This is a genomic window from Mycoplasmoides pirum ATCC 25960 (assembly GCF_000685905.1).
Lineage (GTDB): Bacteria > Bacillota_I > Bacilli_A > Mycoplasmatales > Mycoplasmoidaceae > Mycoplasmoides > Mycoplasmoides pirum.
This window is the reverse complement of the sequence record NZ_JMKZ01000001.1, coordinates 57,554-81,447: the sequence shown is the minus strand read 5'-3', so window position 1 is coordinate 81,447 and position 23,894 is coordinate 57,554. Positions and strand designations below refer to the sequence as shown.

19 protein-coding genes are annotated in these 23,894 nt (G+C 24.7%); 17 read left to right on the top strand and 2 right to left on the bottom strand.

Annotated features, from left to right (window positions below; all coding sequences use genetic code 4):
• The 6 genes from T397_RS03700 to T397_RS0100320 are packed head-to-tail and all read left to right on the top strand — an operon-like array spanning position 1 to position 5,626.
• Positions 1 to 714, top strand: coding sequence for a glycosyltransferase family 2 protein (locus tag T397_RS03700; RefSeq protein WP_052663028.1), 714 nt, complete (start codon positions 1 to 3; stop codon positions 712 to 714).
• A gap of 16 nt (positions 715 to 730) precedes the next feature.
• Complete coding sequence (gene serS, locus T397_RS0100340) at positions 731 to 2,002, top strand: serine--tRNA ligase (protein ID WP_027123735.1); 1,272 nt, start codon at positions 731 to 733, stop codon at positions 2,000 to 2,002.
• Positions 2,002 to 2,661: a dTMP kinase gene (gene tmk, locus T397_RS0100335; RefSeq protein ID WP_036449043.1), complete on the top strand. Its 660-nt coding sequence runs from the start codon at positions 2,002 to 2,004 to the stop codon at positions 2,659 to 2,661. The genes serS and tmk overlap by 1 nt, the downstream gene beginning before the upstream one ends.
• Before the next feature lie 4 nt (positions 2,662 to 2,665).
• Positions 2,666 to 3,484, top strand: a complete 819-nt coding sequence (locus T397_RS0100330) for a hypothetical protein (protein ID WP_027123733.1) — start codon at positions 2,666 to 2,668, stop codon at positions 3,482 to 3,484.
• A 4-nt stretch (positions 3,485 to 3,488) separates the two neighbouring features.
• Positions 3,489 to 4,838, top strand: coding sequence for a tRNA uridine-5-carboxymethylaminomethyl(34) synthesis GTPase MnmE (mnmE, locus tag T397_RS0100325; RefSeq protein WP_052663027.1), 1,350 nt, complete (start codon positions 3,489 to 3,491; stop codon positions 4,836 to 4,838).
• 2 nt (positions 4,839 to 4,840) lie between these two features.
• Positions 4,841 to 5,626 (top strand): TatD family hydrolase, encoded by a 786-nt coding sequence (locus T397_RS0100320; protein ID WP_027123731.1) that lies wholly within the window; start codon positions 4,841 to 4,843, stop codon positions 5,624 to 5,626.
• A gap of 1 nt (position 5,627) precedes the next feature.
• Here the strand turns inward: T397_RS0100320 and T397_RS0100315 are convergent, their stop codons facing one another.
• Positions 5,628 to 6,947 carry a DUF2130 domain-containing protein gene (locus T397_RS0100315; protein WP_027123730.1) on the bottom strand — a complete coding sequence of 440 codons (1,320 nt, stop codon included), beginning with the start codon at positions 6,945 to 6,947 and terminating at the stop codon, positions 5,628 to 5,630.
• Positions 6,948 to 7,075: 128 nt separating this feature from the next.
• Between T397_RS0100315 and T397_RS0100310 the strand changes: the two genes are divergently transcribed.
• From T397_RS0100310 to T397_RS0100260, 11 genes are all read left to right on the top strand, one after another.
• Positions 7,076 to 7,342 carry an HPr family phosphocarrier protein gene (locus tag T397_RS0100310; RefSeq protein ID WP_027123729.1) on the top strand — a complete coding sequence of 89 codons (267 nt, stop codon included), beginning with the start codon at positions 7,076 to 7,078 and terminating at the stop codon, positions 7,340 to 7,342.
• Between the two features lies 1 nt (position 7,343).
• Entirely contained in the window at positions 7,344 to 7,811 is a 468-nt protein-coding gene (locus T397_RS0100305) for a 2-C-methyl-D-erythritol 2,4-cyclodiphosphate synthase (RefSeq protein WP_027123728.1), read from the top strand.
• A gap of 3 nt (positions 7,812 to 7,814) precedes the next feature.
• The gene (gene hpt / locus T397_RS0100300; protein ID WP_081794279.1) at positions 7,815 to 8,417 is read left to right on the top strand and encodes a hypoxanthine phosphoribosyltransferase; all 603 of its coding nucleotides are present in this window, start codon (positions 7,815 to 7,817) and stop codon (positions 8,415 to 8,417) included.
• A gap of 130 nt (positions 8,418 to 8,547) precedes the next feature.
• Complete coding sequence (gene ftsH, locus T397_RS03695) at positions 8,548 to 10,680, top strand: ATP-dependent zinc metalloprotease FtsH (RefSeq protein ID WP_155947929.1); 2,133 nt, start codon at positions 8,548 to 8,550, stop codon at positions 10,678 to 10,680.
• A complete protein-coding gene (locus T397_RS0100290) occupies positions 10,655 to 11,311 on the top strand; it encodes a DAK2 domain-containing protein (RefSeq protein ID WP_027123726.1) in 657 nt (218 codons plus the stop codon). Before ftsH ends, T397_RS0100290 begins: the two co-directional genes overlap by 26 nt.
• Positions 11,295 to 12,266 (top strand): MPN670 family protein, encoded by a 972-nt coding sequence (locus T397_RS0100285; RefSeq protein WP_027123725.1) that lies wholly within the window; start codon positions 11,295 to 11,297, stop codon positions 12,264 to 12,266. The genes T397_RS0100290 and T397_RS0100285 overlap by 17 nt, the downstream gene beginning before the upstream one ends.
• Before the next feature lie 145 nt (positions 12,267 to 12,411).
• Positions 12,412 to 16,473 (top strand): ABC transporter permease, encoded by a 4,062-nt coding sequence (locus tag T397_RS0100280; protein ID WP_027123724.1) that lies wholly within the window; start codon positions 12,412 to 12,414, stop codon positions 16,471 to 16,473.
• Between the two features lie 24 nt (positions 16,474 to 16,497).
• Entirely contained in the window at positions 16,498 to 18,048 is a 1,551-nt protein-coding gene (locus T397_RS04150) for an ABC transporter ATP-binding protein (RefSeq protein ID WP_052663026.1), read from the top strand.
• Between the two features lie 114 nt (positions 18,049 to 18,162).
• Positions 18,163 to 20,679 carry a preprotein translocase subunit SecA gene (secA, locus tag T397_RS0100270; RefSeq protein ID WP_027123722.1) on the top strand — a complete coding sequence of 839 codons (2,517 nt, stop codon included), beginning with the start codon at positions 18,163 to 18,165 and terminating at the stop codon, positions 20,677 to 20,679.
• Positions 20,680 to 20,779: 100 nt separating this feature from the next.
• A complete protein-coding gene (locus T397_RS0100265; protein WP_027123721.1) occupies positions 20,780 to 22,738 on the top strand; it encodes a hypothetical protein in 1,959 nt (652 codons plus the stop codon).
• 13 nt (positions 22,739 to 22,751) lie between these two features.
• Positions 22,752 to 23,150, top strand: a complete 399-nt coding sequence (locus T397_RS0100260) for a hypothetical protein (protein ID WP_027123720.1) — start codon at positions 22,752 to 22,754, stop codon at positions 23,148 to 23,150.
• A 56-nt stretch (positions 23,151 to 23,206) separates the two neighbouring features.
• Here the strand turns inward: T397_RS0100260 and T397_RS0100255 are convergent, their stop codons facing one another.
• Positions 23,207 to 23,893 carry an IspD/TarI family cytidylyltransferase gene (locus tag T397_RS0100255; RefSeq protein WP_027123719.1) on the bottom strand — a complete coding sequence of 229 codons (687 nt, stop codon included), beginning with the start codon at positions 23,891 to 23,893 and terminating at the stop codon, positions 23,207 to 23,209.
• Position 23,894 lies beyond the last annotated feature (1 nt).

The following is a 23,894-nucleotide window of genomic DNA, read 5'->3' as shown; positions in this document are numbered from 1 at the left end:
ATGTGAACATCATCTTTATCGTTAGATAGCACATTGGTAATAATTCCAGCATACAATGAAGAAAAAAATATTGTTAAATCTATTAAAAAATTACAAGAAGAATGTAAATATGATTATCTTATAGTAGATGATGGTTCGGATGATAAAACATACGAAATATGTTTAAAAAATTATTATAACGTGATTAGACATAATACTAATAAAGGACTATCCGAAGCTATGCGCACAGGATTTAATTATGCTTGAGAACGAGGTTATAAATATATTGCTCAATATGATGCAGATGGGCAACATAATCCTAGAGACTTAGTTAAATTAGTGAACCATATTAAAAATAATAATTTTGATATTGTCCTTGGTACAAGATTTGCAAAAGGACAAAGATTTAAAAATATTTTTAAAGAAATCACAAGAAAAATTTTTGTTTTTATGTTTTATAAAAAAACCAAAATTAAAATATCTGATCCAACAAATGGATTAAGAGTTTTTGGTAAAAAATTTATTAACCGATATTGTAGCAACTTAAAATATGAAGTTGAACCATCAACAATCGCATATGCAGTATTAAAAAATAATTTAAAAATTGATGAAGTTTATGTAACAATCAATGACCGCGAATTTGGTAAATCAAAATTTGATAACAAATGAGAAACAGCAAAATATGTTAAAAAACAAATTGCAGATTATATATTAGCAACTAAAAATTGGGATTAATAGTACAGGAATAATTATGATTAGCAAAACATTATTAAAAAGTAATAGCAAAGAATTAAGAAAAAAATTATCAGATCGCGGATTTCCATTAGAGAAATTAGATGAATTTTTGAAATTAGATAAACAAGCTTCATCATTGTTACGTTCATTAGAAAAATTAAATTCCAATCGCAACCAAATTGCAAAAGAAATTAGTTTATTTAAAAAAGAATCAAAACAAGACAAATTTGAGGAAGCACAAAATTTAGGTACTAAAATAAAGAATGAAATTGATGAAATTCAAACTAAGTACAATGAAATAAGCAAGCAATGTGAAGAATTGTTATTAACAATGCCAAATTTAGCTGATGACAGTGTACCAGTTGGCAAAGATGAAAAATCTAATTTAAAAATTTGAAAACAAGGAAGTATACCATCATTTAGTTTTAAACCTTTGTCTCATTGAGAATTAGCCGCACAATTAGATTTAGCTGATTTTGAAAGAGCTACAAAAATAACAGGTAGTCGCTTTGTTGTATATAAAGGATTAGGCGCTAAATTGATTCGGGCTTTGCAAGCATTTACGCTAGATCAACACACTAAAAAATATGAAGAAATAATGCCGCCTGCCATTATTAATGAAAAATCATTTTATAGCACAGGTCAATTTCCGAAATTTCGAGAAGATGTTTTCAAATTAGAAAATAGCGATTATTATTTATCATCAACTGCTGAAGTTCAACTAGTTAATTACTTTAGAGATGAAATTATAGATGAAAAGAAATTACCTAAATATTTTGTTGCCTCAATTGCAAATTATCGCTCTGAAGCAGGTAGTGCTGGTAGGGATACTAAAGGTGTAGTTAGACAACATCAATTTTATAAAACAGAGTTAGTTAAATTTTGTAAACCAGAAGATTCAAAAAATGAACATGAAAAATTAACTCAAGATGCAGAAAACATTTTAAATCTTTTAAAACTTCCTTTTCAAAGAATTGTTTTGTGTACAGGTGATATGGGATTTAGTGCTTTAAAAACTTATGATATTGAAGTATGATTACCATCATATAATGGATATAAAGAAATTTCTTCTTGTTCTAATTGTGGTGATTTTCAAGCTAGACGTGGAATGATTAGATATAAAGATAAAGTTACTAAACAAAATCACTATGTTCACACTTTAAATGGAACAGGAGTAGCAATTGATAGATTATGAGCTGCTATTTTAGAAAATTATCAACAATCTAATGGAACTATTTTAGTTCCTAAAGTCCTAATTCCATATATGGGAGTTGAAGTAATCAAATAATGAGAAAAAAAGGATTGTTTATTAGTTTTGAAGGACCTGATGGTTCAGGAAAAACATCAATTATTAAAATTATTGAACAAAAAATTAATGAAGTATTTCCTAATGTTAATCTTATGTTAATTAGAGAACCGGGCGGTACTTTAATAGGTGAGAATATTAGAAAGATAATATTAAATCAAGAAAACACAATGTCTTCAGTTACAGAAGCATATTTGTTTGCTGCATCGCGCGCAGAATTATTTCATCCTAATTCTAAAGCGGCATTGCATTTAAACGAAGGTAATTTATTGTTAGTTGATCGTTTTGTTGATTCGTCTATTGTTTATCAAGGTGTTAATGGAATTCCAGAAAAAGAAATTAGAGAAATAAACAAATGAGCAATTAGAGATTTATGCCCAAATTACACTTTTTTCTTAATGATATCTCCTGAAAAAGCTATTGAAAGAATTAATCAAAAAAATCGAAATCGTTTAGATAGTGTATCATTAGAATTCCAAAATAATATTTTTGTAGCATACAAAGAATTAATTAAAAAATTAGAAAATGCAAAAGATAAAAAACAAATTCCAATTGAAATTGACGCATCTTTAAATTTAGATGAAGTAACTAATAATGTTTGAGTTGAGCTAAGCAAAATCATTAAGAATTACTATAATTAAATGTATGAATATAAATTTTTTGAAACCTGCTCATGCATTATTAATTATTACCAAACAAGGTTCATATTTAAAACCTATATTGATAAATTATTCAAAAAAAATAGTTTGTTTGAATAAAACAAATGATAATTTTTGTGATCAATGTTCGAATTGTGAAAAAATAAACAATGAACAATATTTTGATTTTAATGTTATAGACAATTCAAATAAAACTATATCTAAAGAATCTATTTTACATCTTCAAAATAATTTTATATATAAAGGGTTAGAAGAAGGAAATAAAAAAATTTACTTAATTAAAGAAATAGAAAAAGCATCAAAAGAAGCTATAAATTCTTTATTAAAATTTCTTGAAGAGCCACCAAGCAACACATATGCAATTTTAACAACCAAAAATGAAGAATTAGTTCCGCCAACCATTTTAAGTAGATGTCAAAGATTTTTACTATTACCAGAAAAAAAATTTGATTGAAAAGAAATAAGTGAAGAAAAAAAACTGTCTATATCTGATTTAGAAATTTTATCAAAAATTTATTGGTTAATTGATGATGTTATTAAATCAATTGACGATAAATCTTATTTAGATGTATTCAATATTTCTAAAGGTTTTTTGGTCAACAATAAATCCTTAAGCGATTTAAAAAAATTACAAAATGAATTTAAAAATTTATCATATAGCAAAATTGAGTTAGTTTTAAACTATTTACTATTGAAATTAAATATTGATAAATATAAAGAACTTCTTGAAATTTTAAATATTATGAATCTTAATCCTATTAGAAATGCAATATTTTGAAAAATTATCAAATTAATAGAAAGATAAGATTATGAATAAATTAATTGTTTCTTTGGCCACTCCTTATGCAATGGGAGCAATTCATATTATTAGAGTTTCTGGTTATAATGTTTTTAACAAATTAAATAAAATTTGTAAAAAGAAAATTACTAAAAAAGGCTTTTCCATTGAAAGAAATAAAATAATTGATAAAAAAAATAAAAATTTAATTGATGATGTTCTTTTGATGAAATATGTTGCACCTAATAGTTATACAGGTGAAGATTTGATAGAAATTAATTGCCATGGTAATGTAGATGTTGCACAGGAAATTATTGATTTAATTATTCAAGAATGTGGTGCCAATTTATCAGAGCCGGGCGAATTTACAAAACGTGCTTTTTTAAATAATAAAATAAATTTAAATCAAGCAGCAGCAGTTGATTTATTTGTTAAATCTAAAAACAAATATTCAAGAAATAAAATTATAAATTCAATGTTGTCTTCTTCATTTGATAGTTTAGAAAAAATAAGAAATAAAATTTTTAAATTAATTGGCTCATTTGAAATAGGAATAGATTATCCTGAATATGAAGAAGGTTTAATTGATTTTATTAATGTAAAGAAAGAACTTAAAAAAATAATTGCTGATTTAATTAAAATATTAAAAAATTCACAAGAAATAATGAACATTAACGATGGTATTAAAATTGCATTAATCGGAAAACCTAATGTTGGTAAATCATCATTATTGAATGCTATTCTTAAAGAGGATAAAGCAATAGTTTCTAATACACCAGGCACAACAAGAGATATAGTTGAAGCATCTGTTCAAATTGAAAATTTTAAAATAACTTTTTTGGATACCGCTGGTATTCATAATCATCAATCACAATTAGAAAAAAAAGGTATTAAAAAAACTTATGAAACAATCACTAAATCTGATTTAGTTATATTTGTGTGTGAAGCAAATAAAAAATTAACAATAGAAGAGAAAGAAATTATTAAATATTTAGAAAACAAAAAGAAAAATTTTATAGTTTGTTTTAATAAAAAAGATTTGGCAAAATCAAAAACAAATTTTGATAAAGATAGTATTTTAATAAGTGCTAAAAATAAAGATATTAATTCTTTGTTAAAATATTTAAAAAATTATTTAGAAAAAAATCTTTTTTCTAAATTAAATCAAGACATTTTGGCTTCAAAATGACAAATAAATTATTTAAATAAAGTTATAAAAAATTTAGAACAATTGCTTAAAGAAATTGACATTAATCCTTATATTGATATTTTAGTTGATCCATTGAAAGATGCAAATGAAACAATTTTAAAAATTTTAGGAAAAATTCAAGACTATGACTTGATGGATGAAATTTTTAAAAACTTTTGTTTAGGTAAATAATTATGAGTATTTATGATTCGCACACTCATCCTAATCTTTCGCCCTTATCTAACAGATTAGAAGAAATAATTGATGATTGTAAAAATAATAATATTTATTTTAATGTAGTAGGAGTAGACATTGAATCTTCAAAAAAAGCTATTGACATCGCAAATAAATATTCTCAATGAGTTAAAGCTTGTATAGCTATTCATCCAAATGATGTTCAAAATTTTAATTTATTAGAATCTGAGAAAATATTAAATCAATTGTGTATTGAAAACAAAAATGTTATTTCTGCAATAGGTGAATGTGGATTAGATTTTTATTACTCCAAAAACTTTATGGATGTTCAATACAAATTTTTATTAATGCAAACTCAATTAGCTAAAAAACATTTATTGCCTATAATGTTTCATGTCAGAAATGCTCATATGGAAATAATTGATTTTATAAAAAAAGAAAAAATCAATGTTCCTATAATTATTCATTGCTTTAGTGAAAATTTAAAACTTGCACAAGAATTTATTACTTTACGTTCAAAATTTAATATTTATTTATCTATTCCTGGTATAGTTACTTTCAAAAATGCTATTGATCTACAAAATGCAGTTAAAATTATTCCACTAGATATGTTACTAGTTGAAACAGATGCACCTTGACTAACTCCAACTCCTTTTAGAGGAAAAGAAAATAAACCATTGTATTCAAAACACACAATTGAAAAAATAGCAAATTTAAAAAATATTAGTTTTGAAGAAGTGAAACAAAAAACTTTTAAGAACGCTATGGAATTATTTAGAAAATAAATTAATCATTTGTTTTTTCAATATTTTTAGTTAATTTTTTAATATTGAATTTTTCTATTTTATTTTTCATTTGTTCAACATAATTATTCATAATTTTTTTAGAATCTTCAAAAATTTTTATTGCTAATTTTTGTATTTTTTCAGAATTTTCTTGAATATCAATTAGCGCTTGATTCATTCTTTTGATTTGAATATCTAAGATGTCATTTTTCATAGAATCAAAATTATTTAATATTTCTTCTTTGTCTAAAAAATTTATTAAACCTATTTCACCTAATAAAGTTTCTCTTTGTTTATAAATTGAGCGTACCATAGATAAAAACGATATTAATATAATTGGACGGCACATATACATGTTTTCATAATCATGAACTTTTTTAATAATAAAATGTTCATTAGGCTCAAGTTCTGTAACTAATAAAGCAAAATCAGATTTATGATTTTTTCTATCCTTATCTAATTTTGCAAAATGGCTTGCATTTAAGACCTTAGTTTTATCAATATCAAATTGAGTTTTAGCTTCTATTGTAACTGAACCCAAAGATTTTTTATCATGAAACACAGTAAATAAAAAATCAGGTTTTGTTCCATTGATATCTTTGCTTGTTTTTTCTAATTTACAATCTTCAATATTACCTAAAGAATTATCATATTCATTTCGAATTCAATTTTCTAATTCTTCACCTAAAATTTTGCTGTTGTTACTTCGCTCCCTTTTTAATTTTTCTATTTCTTCATTATATTTTTGCAAATTAACTAATTCTTTGTTTTTAAACTCAAGCTCTAATTTTTCTTTTATAGAATTTTGTTGTGTTTCTAGTACAGCAATATTAGTTTTTAATTTATCAATTTTTTCTTGAAGTTTTTTGTATTCATCACTTTGTCTAAAATCATTTTCAATTTTTAATTTAAAGGATTCCATTTCTTTTATTTTTAATGACAATTGATGTTCTAATTCTTGATTTGATTTTTCTAAATTCTTGTATTCATTTGATTCTTTAAAATTTAAAATTGCATTTTTTGCATTGTTTTTTTCTTCATTTAAATTTATTTTTAATGCATTAATTTTTTCTTGTAATTCTTTATATTCATTAGATTGCTTAAATTCGTTAATAATATTTATTTTTTCTTGGTCTATTAATTCATTTAATTTTTCATTTATTAATTTATTTCTTTTATCATCAATTTCTTTTTGCAATCCTGTAAAATCTATTTGGTTAATTTCATGCAAAGAAATATAATCATTTTCTTTTGCATCTTCGCTCAAATAAAATTCTAATTTATCAACATCTTTAATTTTAATTTTGATTAATTTGCTCATGTTCTATTGATTTTTTCTAATTAAATATAATTTTGATATGTGTGTCTAATCTATTTTTATTTTTTAAAATTATTTATGTAAAATTACATGAATTATAAATTGTTTTAAACAAACAGGTTAAATTGCTTATGAAATCATTAAAAGTTACTATTCAAGATCCAACAGGTTTACATGCTAGACCAGCTACATTGCTTGTTAAAACGGCTAGTTCATTTAAATCAACTATTCAAATTAAAAATCCCGCGAATGCTGTTGGTAATATGAAATCAATTATTAATTTATTGTCATTAAGTATAAAACAAAATGATGCTATTGAAATTATTGTTGATGGCGAAGATGAAGATGCAGCTATTGAAGCAATAAAACAAACACTTACTGAAAACAAATTAATTTAATATGTCTTTTAGAATTGGAATTGGATTTGATAATCATTTTCTAAAATCTAAAATTAAAAACAAAATTAAAATAGGTGGGGTTTGTGAAGAATGTGATTTTGAAATTATTTCACATTCTGATGGGGATGTTGTTTTTCATTCTATATCTGATGCTATTTTAGGAGCATTAGGGTTGGGTGATATTGGAATGTATTTTTCAGACAAAGATCCCAAAAATAAAAATTTAAATTCTGAGTTTATTGTTAATGAAGTTATTGATAAAATGTTTAAATTAAAGTACGAAATAGTAAATCTTGATTTGAACATTTTTTCTGAATTTATCAAAATAGACAAAATTAGAAATTCTATTTATAAAAATTTGGAAAGATTATTAAACACAAAAAATATTAATATAAAAGCAAAGCATTTTGAAGAACCAAAAAATCAAATTGCTTGCCAAAGTGTAATTCTTTTAAAAATGAAAGATTAATTTATGAGTAAAAAAAATGTTTTAATTAAAAACACAAAAAAAATTGATAACTTTCAAATAGATCCAAGAATTGATGAATTGTTAATAAGTCAACAAGAAGTAGAAAAAGGTTGTCAAAAAGCTGCAGATTGAATTAATAAAAAATACCGTAATAAAAAATTTATTATGTTGGGTATTTTGAAAGGTTGCATTCCTTTCATTGGAAAATTAATAGATAAAATTAAACCTGATATGACTTTAGATTTTATGACTATTTCTTCTTTTAAAGGTCAATTAAGTGCTTCAGGTGCTCCAAAAATTGTTATGGATATTTCTGAAAATGTTAAAAATAAACACATTTTATTAGTAGAAGATGTAGTGGACACTGGCAACACAATTAGCATTGTTATGGATATGTTAAAATTTAGAGGTGCAAAATCTGTTAGTTTAGTAACATTTATAGACAAACCTGATAAGAGAAAAGTTAAAGTAAAAATTGATTATAGTTGTTACAAATTACCAGATAAATTTTTGGTTGGCTTTGGTTTAGATTACAAAGGTATGCTAAGAAATTTACCTTATGTTGGAACACTTAAACCTGCAGTTTATCAAAAAAATAAAAAATAGTATAGAATATACTATACTTATATATCACCTTTCAATAAAAAGAATTGGTGTTTTTTCACAAAGTGAGAGTTAATTAATGGCCCAAAAATCTATTAATAATCTTGACGGTAATAAAATTACTGAAAATAAAATGGATCCTGCAAAATTACGTAAGTTAATTTTGAATATAGTTGTTTGAACAATTGTATTAGGTATTATTATTACTGTTATTGTACTTGTTTCATTACCACAAACAAGAGTAGTTGCCCCCGAATCTTTTAGTTTTACTGATGGTAAGTTGCACATTAAAATAGTGGGAGATGTTGATAGAATTGTTGATTCAAATTCTTCATTTGTTTCACAACATTTTTCAGATGGCAAATTAGTTGTTTTAATGAATGTATCTGGTTTAGGTAATGTTTGGGTCCAAGGAACTTGTTCATCATTTATATCAGACACTGTGGATGGTCAACAATATCATTTTGCAAATTTACTTATAAATAGATTAAACAACACAATTACAGTTGGCGGAACAACAGTTACTGGATACAATAATTTATTAAATGTAGGTGTTATTCAACTTTCAAATACAACAGGACAAACAGTTTTAAATGTTATACTTTCATTATTACCATTAATAATTATGATAGTAATTTTTGTCTTCATTTTCCGTTCATTTAGAAAAGGTATGGGCGGCCTTGGTGGTGATGGTGATGGAGACAATGTATTTACAATTGGAAGATCCCAAGCGAAATTAGCTAAATCAACAATTAAATTTTCAGATGTAGCAGGTATTGAAGAAGAAAAAAATGAATTAATTGAAATTGTTGATTACTTAAAATTCCCTGATCGTTATGCACAAATGGGAGCAAGAGTACCTAGAGGTGTTATTCTTTATGGTCCTCCAGGAACAGGTAAAACTTTATTAGCAAAAGCAGTTGCGGGAGAAGCAGAAGTTCCTTTCTTCCAAGTAACAGGTTCGGCTTTTGAAGACATGTTAGTAGGTGTTGGTGCAAAAAGAGTTCGTGACTTGTTCACAAAAGCTAAAAAAGCAGCACCTTGTATTATTTTCATTGATGAAATTGATTCAGTTGGATCTAAACGTGGAAAATTGGAAGTTTCAAATTATTCAGTTGCTGAACAAACATTAAATCAATTGTTAGCTGAAATGGATGGATTTAATAACCGAACAGGAATTGTTGTTATGGCTGCAACAAATAGATTAGACGTATTAGATGATGCATTATTACGTCCAGGAAGATTTGATCGTCATATTCAAGTTAATTTACCTGATATCAAAGAACGCGAAGCTATTTTAAAAATTCATGCTTCTAATAAGAATTTATCTGCTAAAGTTAATTTAAATGATATTGCTAGAAGAACTCCTGGATTCTCAGGTGCTCAATTAGAAAATGTTTTAAATGAAGCAACATTATTAGCAGTTCGTTCTAAACGTAACGCAATTACTATAGAAGATTTAGATGAAGCAATTGATCGTGTAATGGCTGGTCCAGCTAAAAAATCTAGAGTTATGAGTGACTTTGATAAAAAACTTACTGCTTATCATGAAGCTGGTCATGCTTTAGTCGGATTACATTTAGAAGGCGCTGATGAAGTTCAAAAAATCACAATTATTCCAAGAGGACAAGCTGGTGGTTATACTTTATCTACGCCAAAAGATAAAGAAATGTTGATGAAGCGTAAATCTGATTTATTAAATATGGTTGCTAGTGCATTAGGTGGTCGTGCAGCTGAAGAAATTATTTTTGGTTCTGAAAGTATTACTACAGGAGCTTCAAATGATTTTTATAAAGCAACTAATATTGTTCGTAGTATGGTTACTCAATTAGGTATGAGTCGTTTAGGTATGACACAATTTGTTCCAAGTGAAGGTGTTGTTAATCCAAATGCAAAACTATATTCAGATAAAACAGCAGAAGAAATCGATAAAGTTATTAATGAAATTATTTCTGAACAATATGAAATAGCTAAAAAATTAATTAAAGAAAATCATGAAGAACACAAATTAATTGCTGAAGCATTATTGTTGCAAGAAACAATTGTTAAAAAAGATATTGATTACATTCACAAAGAACGTAAACTACCACCTAGTGCTTTATTAATTAAAAAACAAATTGAAGAAGCAAAATTAAATAATTCTAAAAAAGTAGATGCAAATTCAACATCTTCAACAACAAGTTCAATTAACAAGCCAAATGTAAATAAACCATCTACTAGTTCTAAACCTAGTGTTGAAAATGCAGATCCAAAAAAATCATCTTAATCACAAATTAAAACAATACATTTTAAATCTAATTTTAGTAATTGCAGAAAACCAAAATAAGATTAATAAATTAAGTTCTTATTTTGAAAGAGGCGATTTAGGTACAAGATTTAATGATTGTTTTCAAAAAATAAAACAACTTTTAATTTCACAGGAAAATTTAGATTATGTTGTTTTATCTGACATTTCCAATTTAATAAAAAAAACAATAGGTAGTTCTATTGGCGATGTTTTATCTTTTTGGGTATCAAATTTTTTAAGATATTTACACTATTTTTATTTTGATTCTATTCAAAATGCAATTTCAGAATCTTTGTATAATGCAACAATAGAAACAGGTCGCAAATTTAAATTATTTGCAGGAGATAAAAGTTTTTATAGCGTTTTATTGCCCTGTATTAAAGTTATTTACAATAATTCAAATATTTCAATGGATGAATTGAAATTAAAATTAAATGAAACGATAGAAAAAAATCTTTTGCAAAATATTTATTCTCGTTCTCATTTTGGAAAAGCTAGATATTTAGGCAAAAGGAGTATAAATGTTTTAGATCCTGGAGCTTACATAATTTATTTAGCGTTTCAAGCGTTTATTAATAGTAAAGAAATTTATAATGAAACAATCAAATAAAAAATCATTTCAAGAAAAATTAGATTTAATTTTTTTAGATCCTAAAAATTACAAAAGAATTGGAACTATTGGTTCTTTTATAGCCTTTTTAATTTTTATAGGTTTCATTTTGAATCAAGTTGTTTTATTTAAACAACCTAGTAAAACTCCATACTATGTATTGTTAGGAATTTTAATTTTTTTTACAGTTTTAATATTTATTCTTGCGATAGTTTTAACAAATTTAAAAAACAAAAGATATAAAAATTTTAATAATATAAATCATGAATCTTTTTTAATTGAAAAAATAAAAATGAATTCTGAAGTTGAATTAATTGAAGAAGTAGATTCTAAAAATAATGAATTAATACCAGGCGAATTTTTGTTTTCTTCATATATTCCAAATTTTTTTAATTTTGTTAAACAATCAAATGATTATTTTTTGAAAATTAAAAATTCGAAAGCACCATTTCAATTTACTGTTGTGACATATAATAATGATTTAAAATATTCGAAATTAACTTTAAGCAATAATAAAAAAATTTTACTAATTAAATTGCCTTCATTTATTAATGAAAAGTTTTATTTATGTAAACAAACAATTAATTTTAAGAATCCTAAAACTTTAATTATTAATTCATATGAGTTTTCATTAGAATTTAGCGAACAAAATTATTTTGTTTATATAGGTGAAAATAGTTCAAGAACATCAATTGAAAAATTAAACAAACAAATTTTAAATGAAGTTCTTTTTGATCCAACTAAAACAAATGCTTCATTTGATTTATATAATGATGAGAAAAATGCTTATTTAATTTGTTTGGTTCCAGACACTTTTATGGATAGTTCCTTAAGACCTAATGAAAGCATTAAAAATTTTGAAACAAATTTAACTAAACAATCTGAATATGATTTATTAGTTTTAACTTTTATCGAAAAAATAGTTGAAATTTTAACTAATAATTTAATAACTTAATTTTTTATTTCAATTTCTTTAATTTACAATATTTGAATGAAATTTAATAAATAAAGAGAAGTACCTTATTTTGAAAAATCTTTTTAAAAATGTATTTCGCTCTTTTTCAAAAACTAAAACAGCCCTAGTAAGCTTGTTCTTTTTAATGTTTTTTTCTTTGGGTGTTTTTGCTATTTTAGATACAACTGCAAATAACTTACAAGCTTCATATAATTCTTTAGTAAAAAAAGGAAATTTAAATGATTTAATCGTTAATGAAAAATATGATTATGGTCCATTAACTTTTAAACCATATGATGATAGTGGTCGTGAAATTACTAATGAAACTACTCCTTTTCCAAAACCAAATGATAAGGTTTGAATTAAATTAACTGAAGAATCAAAAAATGTATCCATCATTCAGGTAGCATTTGAGAAGGATCCTAATAGATATAAAGGATATAAAGATAAAGAAGGCATTTTAATGTCTTGAACAGGTTATATTCCTAACACCCCCACTCCTGATGAACCCATTCCTGGCGAACCTACTCCTAGTGAACCAGATGATAGTGCTCTTGATTGAATTGCAAATCAAGTTAAATTGATTAGAAATAATTTTATTGATTTGTTAGAAAATGACCCCAATCTTAGCGTTAAAAATGAATTGATTAAATTAGGTGTTTCTTATAGAGATTATCAATCATTGGAATTTTCAGATGGTGTTAATTTAACCAAAATTGTTGATTCAAACCCCGAAGATCAAATAAATAAATTAGTTATTTACCAAGGAAATCCATTAACTAGAAGCATATCTGATCGATTTAAAATTTATGAGGATATCTACAAAAAAATTGTTAATTCCAGTTTAGGTGTAGACGTTTTAAAAAATCCTGTAGAAACATTAAAAATAAATCAAAAAGATTTAATAGATTTTTATTCTAATTTATCAAAAAATGCCACAACTTATCCAAATATTAAAAGTGTTTTAGATAAAGCTATATCTAACAACGGAAAACTTGATGATACAACGAATGAATCAGGTGTTACAAATAGTTTAGCAAGTGATAGGGATACACTATATAAGATTTTTAGTGATCAATCAGAATCAATAGATGAAAATTTTCGTTTTTCAATTAAATGAAGTTCTTTAAATTCAACTATTACTATTCAAGATTTATCAATGTTTGAAGTTGTTATATCTCCCGGAAATTGAGATTATTTAAAACAAACAAAATCGGTTTATACTGATTTAAAAACTTTAAATGAAAAACAACAAGCATCGGGTGATGAATTTCATACTTGATTATCTCAATTAGATTCAAAATACAAAATAAAAATAGGGAATACAGAATACTTAATTAAAGGTGTTGGTTTAACACCAGATTTCATGTATCCAATTTTTAATATTAATTCTTTAGTTCCTAATCCTAAAGTTGAATTTTTATATTTTCTTAATTCAAGTGGATATAATGCTATTCACAATTCAAATTTAACTAGCCCAATTGAAAAATATATTGTTGGTATTTTTAATACTAAAAAAATGTCAGAAAAAATTAATTTGTTAAATGAAATTAATGTTTGATGTGGTAAGAATATGAGTTGACCAGACAATATGAATGCTGCATATTTTGCTGATGATACTTCAAATTATTTAAATTTAAATGCTGCTAGAACAACTTTTATTACAACTTTGATTCAAACAATTTCTACTGTTTCCGCAATGCTTATAGGAGTTATTTTAGGTTTAGCATTATTTGTTAGTGTTTTAGTAATTAAAAACTATATTTCAAAAAATAAATTTAGTTTGGCTGTTTTACAATCAAATGGTTACCCAAAATGGAAAATATGTTTAAGTTTATTACCTTTTAGTATTATCCCATGTTTTATTGGAGCAACTTGTGGTTATACTTTGGGTATATCACTTCAAGATGTGGCAATGAATATTTTTTCATATTATTGATTTATACCAACAGATCTCTCACCTTTTAATATTTTGGCATACATGATATGTATAATATTCCCAATAATTTTTTTCATTTTTGTTACATTAATTGTTGGTTGGTTTGTTTTAAGAAAAAATGTTGTTGAAAGTTTAAAAAACGACAGTGACTACAAAATTTCTAAATTTTCACTGTTGATGAAAAAACCATTTAATAGTTTTAGTGTTGTTTCAAGATTTAAAGTAGCATTAGCATTTAATGCATTCTGAAAATTAATAATCTTATCCTTTTTGTCAGCATCTATTATGGTTGTGTTTAATTTTAGTTGATCTTCGAATGGTTTATTTGAAAAAAATAGAATTAATACTTTAAATACCCATCATTATAAATATTCAGTTGATTTAGAAACACCTACTGAACAAAGCGGAGTTATAAAATATCAACCATTAGAAAGTTTGGGTGCAACAGATAATATACCAGTAGGTGATGACCCTTCATTTTATTTATTGAATTCTAGCAAGTCAGCTTTTTTCTGAGGAAGTCAAAACACAAAAGCACAAAAATATCAGTGAGATAATATTCATTTAATTCAAATGAAAGATTTAACAGAACAACAATCAAATATTACATATTTAGAAAACCTAGTTCAATCTAAATTAATGTTAGATTACGATATTGCTGGTTTGGTTAACCCATGATCAACTAGTGCTAGTTTAATGCCAATTAATCAATTATCTTCATCAAATGATTATTTCCAAAAATTATTAAGAGCAGTTTGATATGATGATGGGTTACATGCAGATGCTGAAAAATACATTGAAGTTACAAAGAATCCTGAAACCGATGTTGAAACATTTCAAATTAATCAAAAAAATGTTAAAAATAATCTTATTTCAATGGTTATTAATGGTGTATTTAAAAAAGAATATTTAGCATTTATAGATAAAGTTTTCAATGAAATCAAAAACGGGACTCTTTTAGATGAATATGGTGAAAGAATTTATAATTATTCGCTTTCTTATAATTTAATAGGTTTAGATCAAACAACAATTGGAAATGACGAAAATTCTATTGACCCAAACACCATTGAGTATGCAAATGGTAAAAGTTCACCAAAATATTCATATACAAGACTTAATGCTGTTGATAAAGCTTCTAATAAATTATCAATATATGGAATAAAAAATTGAATTCCAAATGATGGAACAGTTCCAGATAATTATTTGGGCCCTGTTTTAACTAATAAGAATGGTGAAATAGTAAATTATAAATTATTTAATACTAACTTATCATCCTCTGAGTATCCTTTAATTGTTAATTTATATACTGCAGAAAAATACAACCTAAGTGTTGGATCTAAATTTAAATTAAATGTTGATAATTTATATGATAGATACACTAGAAAGATTAAAGGTGAACCGTTAACTAAAGAAGTTCATTTTAAAGTGGTTGATATCAATAATTCTGCAAAAGATAATGAATTGTATACTTCTTATAAATTTGCAAATGAAATTTTAGGGTTTACTCAAGAAGAAATAAATCGAAATTTACCTTTTAATGGTTATTATGCTAATAATGTAGCTAACTTTAATGCTTCAATGCCATTATTTAGTCCATCGGGTTTATATCCAGGAACTAATAGTTTTAGTGAAAATAATCCTATTATTGTTTCATTAGTAAGTAAAACTATTGAAAAAGGTGAAAGTGATAGAAATTATTCTGTTTTGAAAAAAGCACTAAATTTAAATACACTAATTCCTGGTAAAGAAAATGAATATATTAAAGAATTAAATACAATTTATTCAAATTTACCTTATAATTCTATGATAAGTTACATTAGTAACGTTAGTTCTAACAATGAATTATTTCAAACAATTGCTGGAACAACAATCGTTATTCAAAATATTATTCTAGGTATCACTATTCCAATTGTATTATTAGTTGTAGTTTTGATATCAAATATGTTGATTGAAGAGTTAAGAAAAATTGGTATTAAATTAAAAGCATTAGGTTTTTCAAATTGAGAAATTTTAAGTAGCTTTTTATCTATATATGTTCCTGTTTTTGTTGTGGGTTTAATTGTATCTATACCTACAACTATTGGTCTTATTGCAAAATACAATTCATTAATTGCAACAAGTTCTAATATTATTCTCTCAGCATCGTTAACCCCGGGAATGGTTATAGTTTCATTTTTATTGTTAACTTTATTCTTTATTTTCTCATTTGTGGTTAATTGAATAATTTTAAGAAAATTAAAGATTTCTAAAGAAATTAAAAGTTTTTAATAAAAATTAACGAAGGTAAATATTATGAGTTTTTTAGAAAATACAAATACTTTTTTCTTAAATACAGAACCATTAAAAATGGAAGTTGAAATTAATACAACTGATAATTTTCAAGTATTTAATATAGAAGCAAATAAATTGATTAATTTTTTTAAAAAGGAAATAGAAAAAAAGATTAAAGAATTAAGCAATGTAAAAATTAATTTTTTTTATAAATTTAGACTTCAACGAAAATATTTAAAATTGATTAATATTTTTGATATTACAAGAAAAAATGTTAGTAAGCCAAATTTAGTGCCTTCAACTTTTATACAAAAAAATGATAATTCTACACAATATTTAATTTATGCTGTTAATAAATTTTTATCTGAAGAATCTAATAAAACTTTTTATTATATTAGGAACATTTTAATTAAATTAAATTACAAAAAAAATTATTTAGATGAATTTGAAGAAGATATTGTATTAAGTAAAGACAATATTTTTTCTTTTTTTGATAAATATAAAAATTTAAATGAAACTAAATTTAATATTGTTATTGATTCATTAATTTTTAATAATTTAAAAATTAATCTACCAAAAATCTTAAAAATCTTTTCTAAAACAAAAGAAAATTTGAATAAAGATTTTGAGCAATTTTTTAACAAATACAAGAAATCTAAAAATATAAAAAAATTGTGTGATATTAAATCAAAAGAATTTTTAAAAAATTTTTTTAAAAAATATAAATTCTTACAAAACAAATATGAAAATTTATTTAGAAAATTAGATGTAAAAACTATTGAAATTTTAGAAAAAACTAAAACCAAAATTAAAAAAGACAAAAAAACTAAAATGTTTCCTTTAGTTCAAACACCATACATAATAGATTTACAAAATGTTTATAAATACTATAGCAATGGTGTTGTTACAAATAAAGTTTTAGATAATGTTGATTTGCAATTAAACCCAGGTGATTTTATTGTTATTTTAGGGCCATCAGGATCAGGGAAAACTACTTTATTAAATATTATTTCTGGAATGGATCGAGCCACTATAGGTAAAACAATAGTAGCTAATGTAAATTTAATTAATTTAGATAACACACAATTAACAGAATTTAGAAGACAAAATGTTGGATATATTTTTCAACAATATGGATTATTGCCAAATTTAACTGTAAGAGAAAATATTGAAATTGGTGCTTTCTTGCAACCAGATTCTGAAAAACGTTTAAATATTGATAAATTATTAAAAGATACTGGAATGTATGAGTATAAAAATCGTTTGCCTTCAGAATTATCTGGTGGTCAACAACAACGTGTTTCTATTTTAAGAGCTATTGCAAAAAACCCTAAAATTATTTTTGCTGATGAACCAACAGGTGCATTAGATGAAGAAATGACACAAATAGTTTTAGATCAATTTATTAAAGTTAATCGTGAATATAAAACAACAATTATTTTAGTTACTCACAATCCATTAATTGCTGAATTAGCTTCATGTGTTATAAGAGTTCACAATGGAAAAATTAAGAGCGTTACGCGCAACGAAAAAATTAAAGAAGTTTCCGAAATTAATTGAAGTGCCAATTAATTCTTATGTGTTAAAGTAAATATTTTTTTATGTTAAAATTATTTGGTATTTTAAACTTAAATTTAAGTCATCTTTATTAAAACAATTTTTACAAATTTTTAAAATAAGGCACTAATGTTAAATAAATTTTTTAGATTAATTTCTCCAAAAAACAGAATTTTACGTCGAGGAGAAAAAATTGCATATGAAGTTGATGAATTAAAAAATGAATATCGTTCATTAACTGATGCAGAATTGAAACAAAAAACAAGTTTTTTTATAAAAGAATTAGAATCTGGTAAAACGCTAGATGACATTTTAGTACCTGCTTTAGCGACAATTCGCGAAGCAGTATATCGAGAAAACAATCAATTTGCTTATTTAGTTCAATTGATTGGTGCCTATATTGTTTATCAAGGTGATTTTGCTGAAATGATGACAGGTGAAGGTAAAACCTTAACCTTATTTTTAGCAGCTTATGTCAATGCTTTAGAAAAAAAGGGCGTTCACATTGTAACTGTCAATGAATATTTAGCTCAACGTGATGCAGATTTAGCTAGTAAAATTTTTGCTCGACTTGATTTAACAGTTGGTTGCAATATTTCAAATCTTGCTCCTATAAAGAAAAAAGAAGCATTTGCTTGCGATATTACTTATACAACTAATTCCGAACTAGGTTTTGATTATTTAAGAGACAACATGGTTGCTAATTACGAAGATAAAAAAATTCGTAGTTTGCATTATGCTATTGTTGATGAAGGTGATTCGGTTTTAATTGATGAAGCTAGAACACCATTAATTATTTCAGGACAACCAAAAAAAGATTTTACGTTATATTTTGCTGCTGATAAATTTGTATCTTCATTAAATGAAAGTGATTATAAAATTGATGAAGAATCTCGTTCACCTTCATTAACTGAAAGTGGAATGCAAAAAGCAGAAGCTTATTTTAAAGTTGAAAATTTATTCAATGTTGAAAATTCTGATTTATTTCACAAAATTAATAATGCATTAGTTGCAAACAAAATTTTTGAAAATGGTAAAGAGTATATTGTTAGAGATAACAAAATTTTAATTGTCGATCATTTTACAGGCCGAATTTTGGAAGGCAGAAGTTATAACAGTGGTTTGCATCAAGCAGTACAAGCAAAAGAACGTGTACCTATTGAACCTGAAAATGTTGTTGTAGCCACAATTACATATCAATCATTTTTCCGTTTGTATAAAAAACTTGCAGCTGTTTCAGGTACAGCATTAACAGAAGCAGAAGAATTTTTAAAAATTTATAACATGGTTGTAGTACCAGTACCTACAAACAAACCTGTTATTCGTGATGATCATCCTGATCATGTTTTTGGTAACCAAAAAATTAAATGACAAGTTGTTGTTAAAGACATTATTGAACACCATAAAAAAGGTCAACCTATTTTAGTTGGTACAGCAAGTGTTGAAGATTCAGAACTTTTGCATAATCTTTTAAATGAAGCAAATGTGCCACATGAAGTTTTAAATGCTAAGAATCATGCTCGCGAAGCAGAAATTATTAGTAATGCTGGTCAAAAGAATGCTGTAACTATTTCTACTAATATGGCTGGCCGTGGAACAGATATAAAATTAGGTGAAGGCGTTGTTGAATTAGGTGGTCTTTATGTGATAGGAACAGAAAGACATGAATCTAGAAGAATTGATAATCAATTACGTGGGCGTGCCGGCCGTCAAGGTGATCCAGGAGAAAGTCGCTTTTTTATTAGTTTTGCTGATAGTTTATTTAAACGTTTCGCACAAGATAAAATTGATAAAGCTATTCTTAAATTGGGTGATGATTCTTTTGACGCAAGATTTTTTTCAAGAACACTAGATAGAACTCAGAAAAAAGTTGAATCTATTAACTTTGATGTTAGAAAAAATTTAATTGATTATGATCATGTTTTATCAAGTCAACGTGAGTTAATTTATAAACAACGTGACAAAGTGTTATTAGCTTCAGATTTATCTGGAATTATTTTAAGAATGCAACAACAATTAGTTGCTTCATTAATTGATAAATATCGAGATGCTAAAAATCAAAATTTAATTAATCATATTTATTTATCTGAAATATTAAACAATGAATTATTGGGTGTTGGTATGACTACACCATCTGATTTTGAAAATTTAACAATCTTAAACACTAATGAAAAAGTTAATGCATTAATATCAGATATGATTGCTAAAAAAATTGAAATTATTACGCCGGGTATTGCTAATAAAATTTTTAGAGATATTATTATTCAATCCATTGATGAATTATGAATTGAACATTTAGATCGTGTTTTAAAATTGCGAGAAGGTGTAAGTTTACGTTCTTTGGAACAAACTAGTCCATTGAATATTTATGTCAAAGAAGCAGATATTTTATTTAAACGTATGTTAGCAGATATAGCAAAAAATGTTATTACTAAAATTTGCCAATTAGCAACTAATACAACTCAAATTGATAATAATGAAGATTCTATTGCTCTTCAACAAAGAGCTGAAGCTTTAGAACAATTAGAAATGATTAAACGTCAACAAGCAGCAAAAAAAGAATTTTTTGAAAAAATGCAAGCAGAACAAATGATTAATGATTTAAGTGTAGAATCTACTGAAAATGCAGAAGAAAATAAAAATTAATAATTTTTATATTAAATAATTAATAGATTTTGTTTATATTTCAAATTCATAATATTAAAATTATTTACCATCACTAGTTTATGTTAGGTAGAGATTTTGTATGAATAAAATACACAAAAAATCATTTAAATTTATTAAATTGTTTTTAAGTTTATTTACTTTTTCTTTTATTGGTGCATCTATATTAATGACTTCTTGTTCTAATGCAAAAGAAGTCAATAATGATGAAAAAATAAAATCAATTTTAACCTATTTTGAAAATCAAATTTTAAGTAATGAACAAGCTAAAACTAAAAAACCTTCTGAATGTGTAAATAAACTTGAAATAGATTTAAAACAAGCTTTTAATAAAGAAGGATTTCAATCAACATTAACTAGTTCAATAAATCCAGAACAAGGTTCAATAACAATTAACTATGAATTAAATTCAAATGGTTTTCAAATAAAAGGCCAAAAAGAATTTACAGGATTTTTAAAAGAAAACTTAAATGTGCCAAATACACCACCAGTTGATCAAATTCCTTCAAATAAACCAGTATTTCCAGAATCAAGCATTAAATTTGACTCAAATTTGAAAACTCCTGCTATTCCTGATTCATATAGATCATTAAATAATTTTGTTAATTTTGATAATCCTTATAAGACTAGATATTCAATTACTTATGATTTACCAACAGTTATGAAATTAAATTCTAAAGGAGAAATTGCAGATAAGAAAGTAATTAATAATTATTTATCTAATCCTAATAAAAATTTGCATGATTTTAATTCTTCACCTATTAATTTTTATTTGCAAGAACTTTTTTACCAAGGTTATTTATTTTTAAAGGAAAATTTTCAAAATAATATAGTTAATCCTGTTTTTAGTTGTTTTAATAAAGTTAATTCTTATAGTGAAGGATATAGATTAACATTAAGAGTTGCTGGGACAATATCAAAAAAAACAGAAATTAAAGATTGAGTTAATAAAATTGCAGATTATGATTTTCAAGAAAAAAGTTTTGATGTAGATGATGAAGTCTATGTTGAAATAGAATGTATTTATGGCGGCCCTAATAGTAAGGGTTGAGATGATGTTAAATTCGATTCGTTTATAAGTAATAAAATTATTAGATTAAATAACAAAGATGTTAAAACTCAATCATTGCCCAAATTACAATTGGATATTAGAAGAGTTATATTTGGTAAAAATAACATAGAAGAACCTTTTGAAACAAATTCTAATAAAAAACTATCTTTAATTTGTTATAGTTTGCTTTGAGATTTTATTTCAATAAACAATGATGATTTTCTACCAGTTAACAATGCAGAAATTTTGCAAAATCCTTTGTTGATTCCCCGAAGTTATAATGGTTTAAAAACACTAAAAAATGAATGAGAATGACCATTTTTAAACTTAGACGAAGTTCTTTATAATCCATCTGATCTTTCATTGGCACAAAAGTCTTCTAAAGTAATTGTTGAAAAAGAAAGTGCTTGAAAAGAAGAAGTAGAAAGAAATGCAAGACACATACTACAACAAAATTATTCAGATATTTTAGGTGATATATATTGCTATTCATTGCCTAGTCAAAATAATAAATATACAGTTGAAATTCAAGGAAAAATAACTGATTATAGAAAACAATATTGTTATAGTGATGCTACTATAGAAATTAATCAAACAAAGGCTTACCAATATAAACCAAATGATATTGTTAAAATTAAGTTAACAGTTGATAAGACTTATGCTGGACAATTTGATAATTTTATTTGATCAATTTTATCATACGATTTTTTTAAAGTTGCACAACCAAACTCATTTGATAAATTTTGAAGTAGTGATTTGAGATTTCCTAAAGTTGAAAATTCTGTAAGATTCACAATGGTTTTACCAATTTCATTAGGTGGCGGTCATATTACTTGAGAAGTTTATGATTCTAATAAAAAATTAGTTCACACAGTTTTTGATAAAGATTTAGTTTTTAGAGTCCCTTTATTGAGTGGATCTCAAATATATACATATACTGCTAACAAAAATGATTTGCCTGATCGCATGCCTGATGGCATGAATGTTTAATGGATTTTAATATATGTTTAAAAAAATGTTTTCAAATAGAAAATTTAAAAAAAATGTATTTTTTGGTATTAGCATAGGAATAATTTCTATTGCTGCTATAAGTGTTCCAATTGTTTTACATGTTCATTCAAAAAATATTCAAATAGATACTGAATCAAAAATTAATTTAATAATTCAAAGTACATATGAAGAAAGTTATAAAAATAAATTAGCTTCAGAATGTGAAATTGATATTAAAAACAAATTAGAAACTAGATTTTTATCTGATAAAACAATTAATTTCAATATTTTAAACATGTCATCTGATGATAACAACGGTATTGTTTTTATAAAATATAAATATTCTAGCAACGGGTTAGATTTTTCTAATAGCAATCAAATTAATGGTTTTTTAAAAAAAGTTAATTTTTAGTTATTTTAAAAACATTACATTTATATTAAAGTTTAATTTTGAATAATTTTGTTTTTTTACGACAACAAATATTTAGCAAAAAGTAAATCATTGTAATCAGTAATTTTAAAATTTTGATAATCACCTTTTGTTGTATATATTTTTATTTTATAGTGTTTCAATAAACCACAAGCATCTGTATATTTATTTAATAATTTATTGTCTGAATTTAAGAAAGCTTTTTGGGCATTTTTTCAATTAAAACATTGAGGAGTTTGTTGGATCAAACAATTTTTTCGATTTAAAACTTTAGTTATTTCTTTTTTATCAATTTGAGATATTGTATCTTTGCAGTTCACAACTGTTGTACAGGCTCCATGTTTTTTTGTTAATGATATATTGTTTAAAATAATTTTTTTGTTCAAAAAAATTCTTGCTGAATCATGGGTAATAATTACATCATTATCATTTAAATTTTTGTTATTTTTTAATCATTTTATTCCATTTTTTAAAGATATATTTCGTGTTGAACCACCTAAACAAATTTCAATATTGTTTTTGTTCAATTTTTTAATTATATTCTTAGTTTCTTTTAAATATTTTTTATTGGCAACAATTAAAATAAAATCTATTTGTGGAATAAAAAAATTTTTTATAGCTAATTCTAAAATAGTGGAATCATTCAAAATCTTAGTAAATTGTTTTGGTTTTTCTAATTTTAATCTTTTACTGTTGCCTGCAGCCAAGATGATAGCATAATTCATA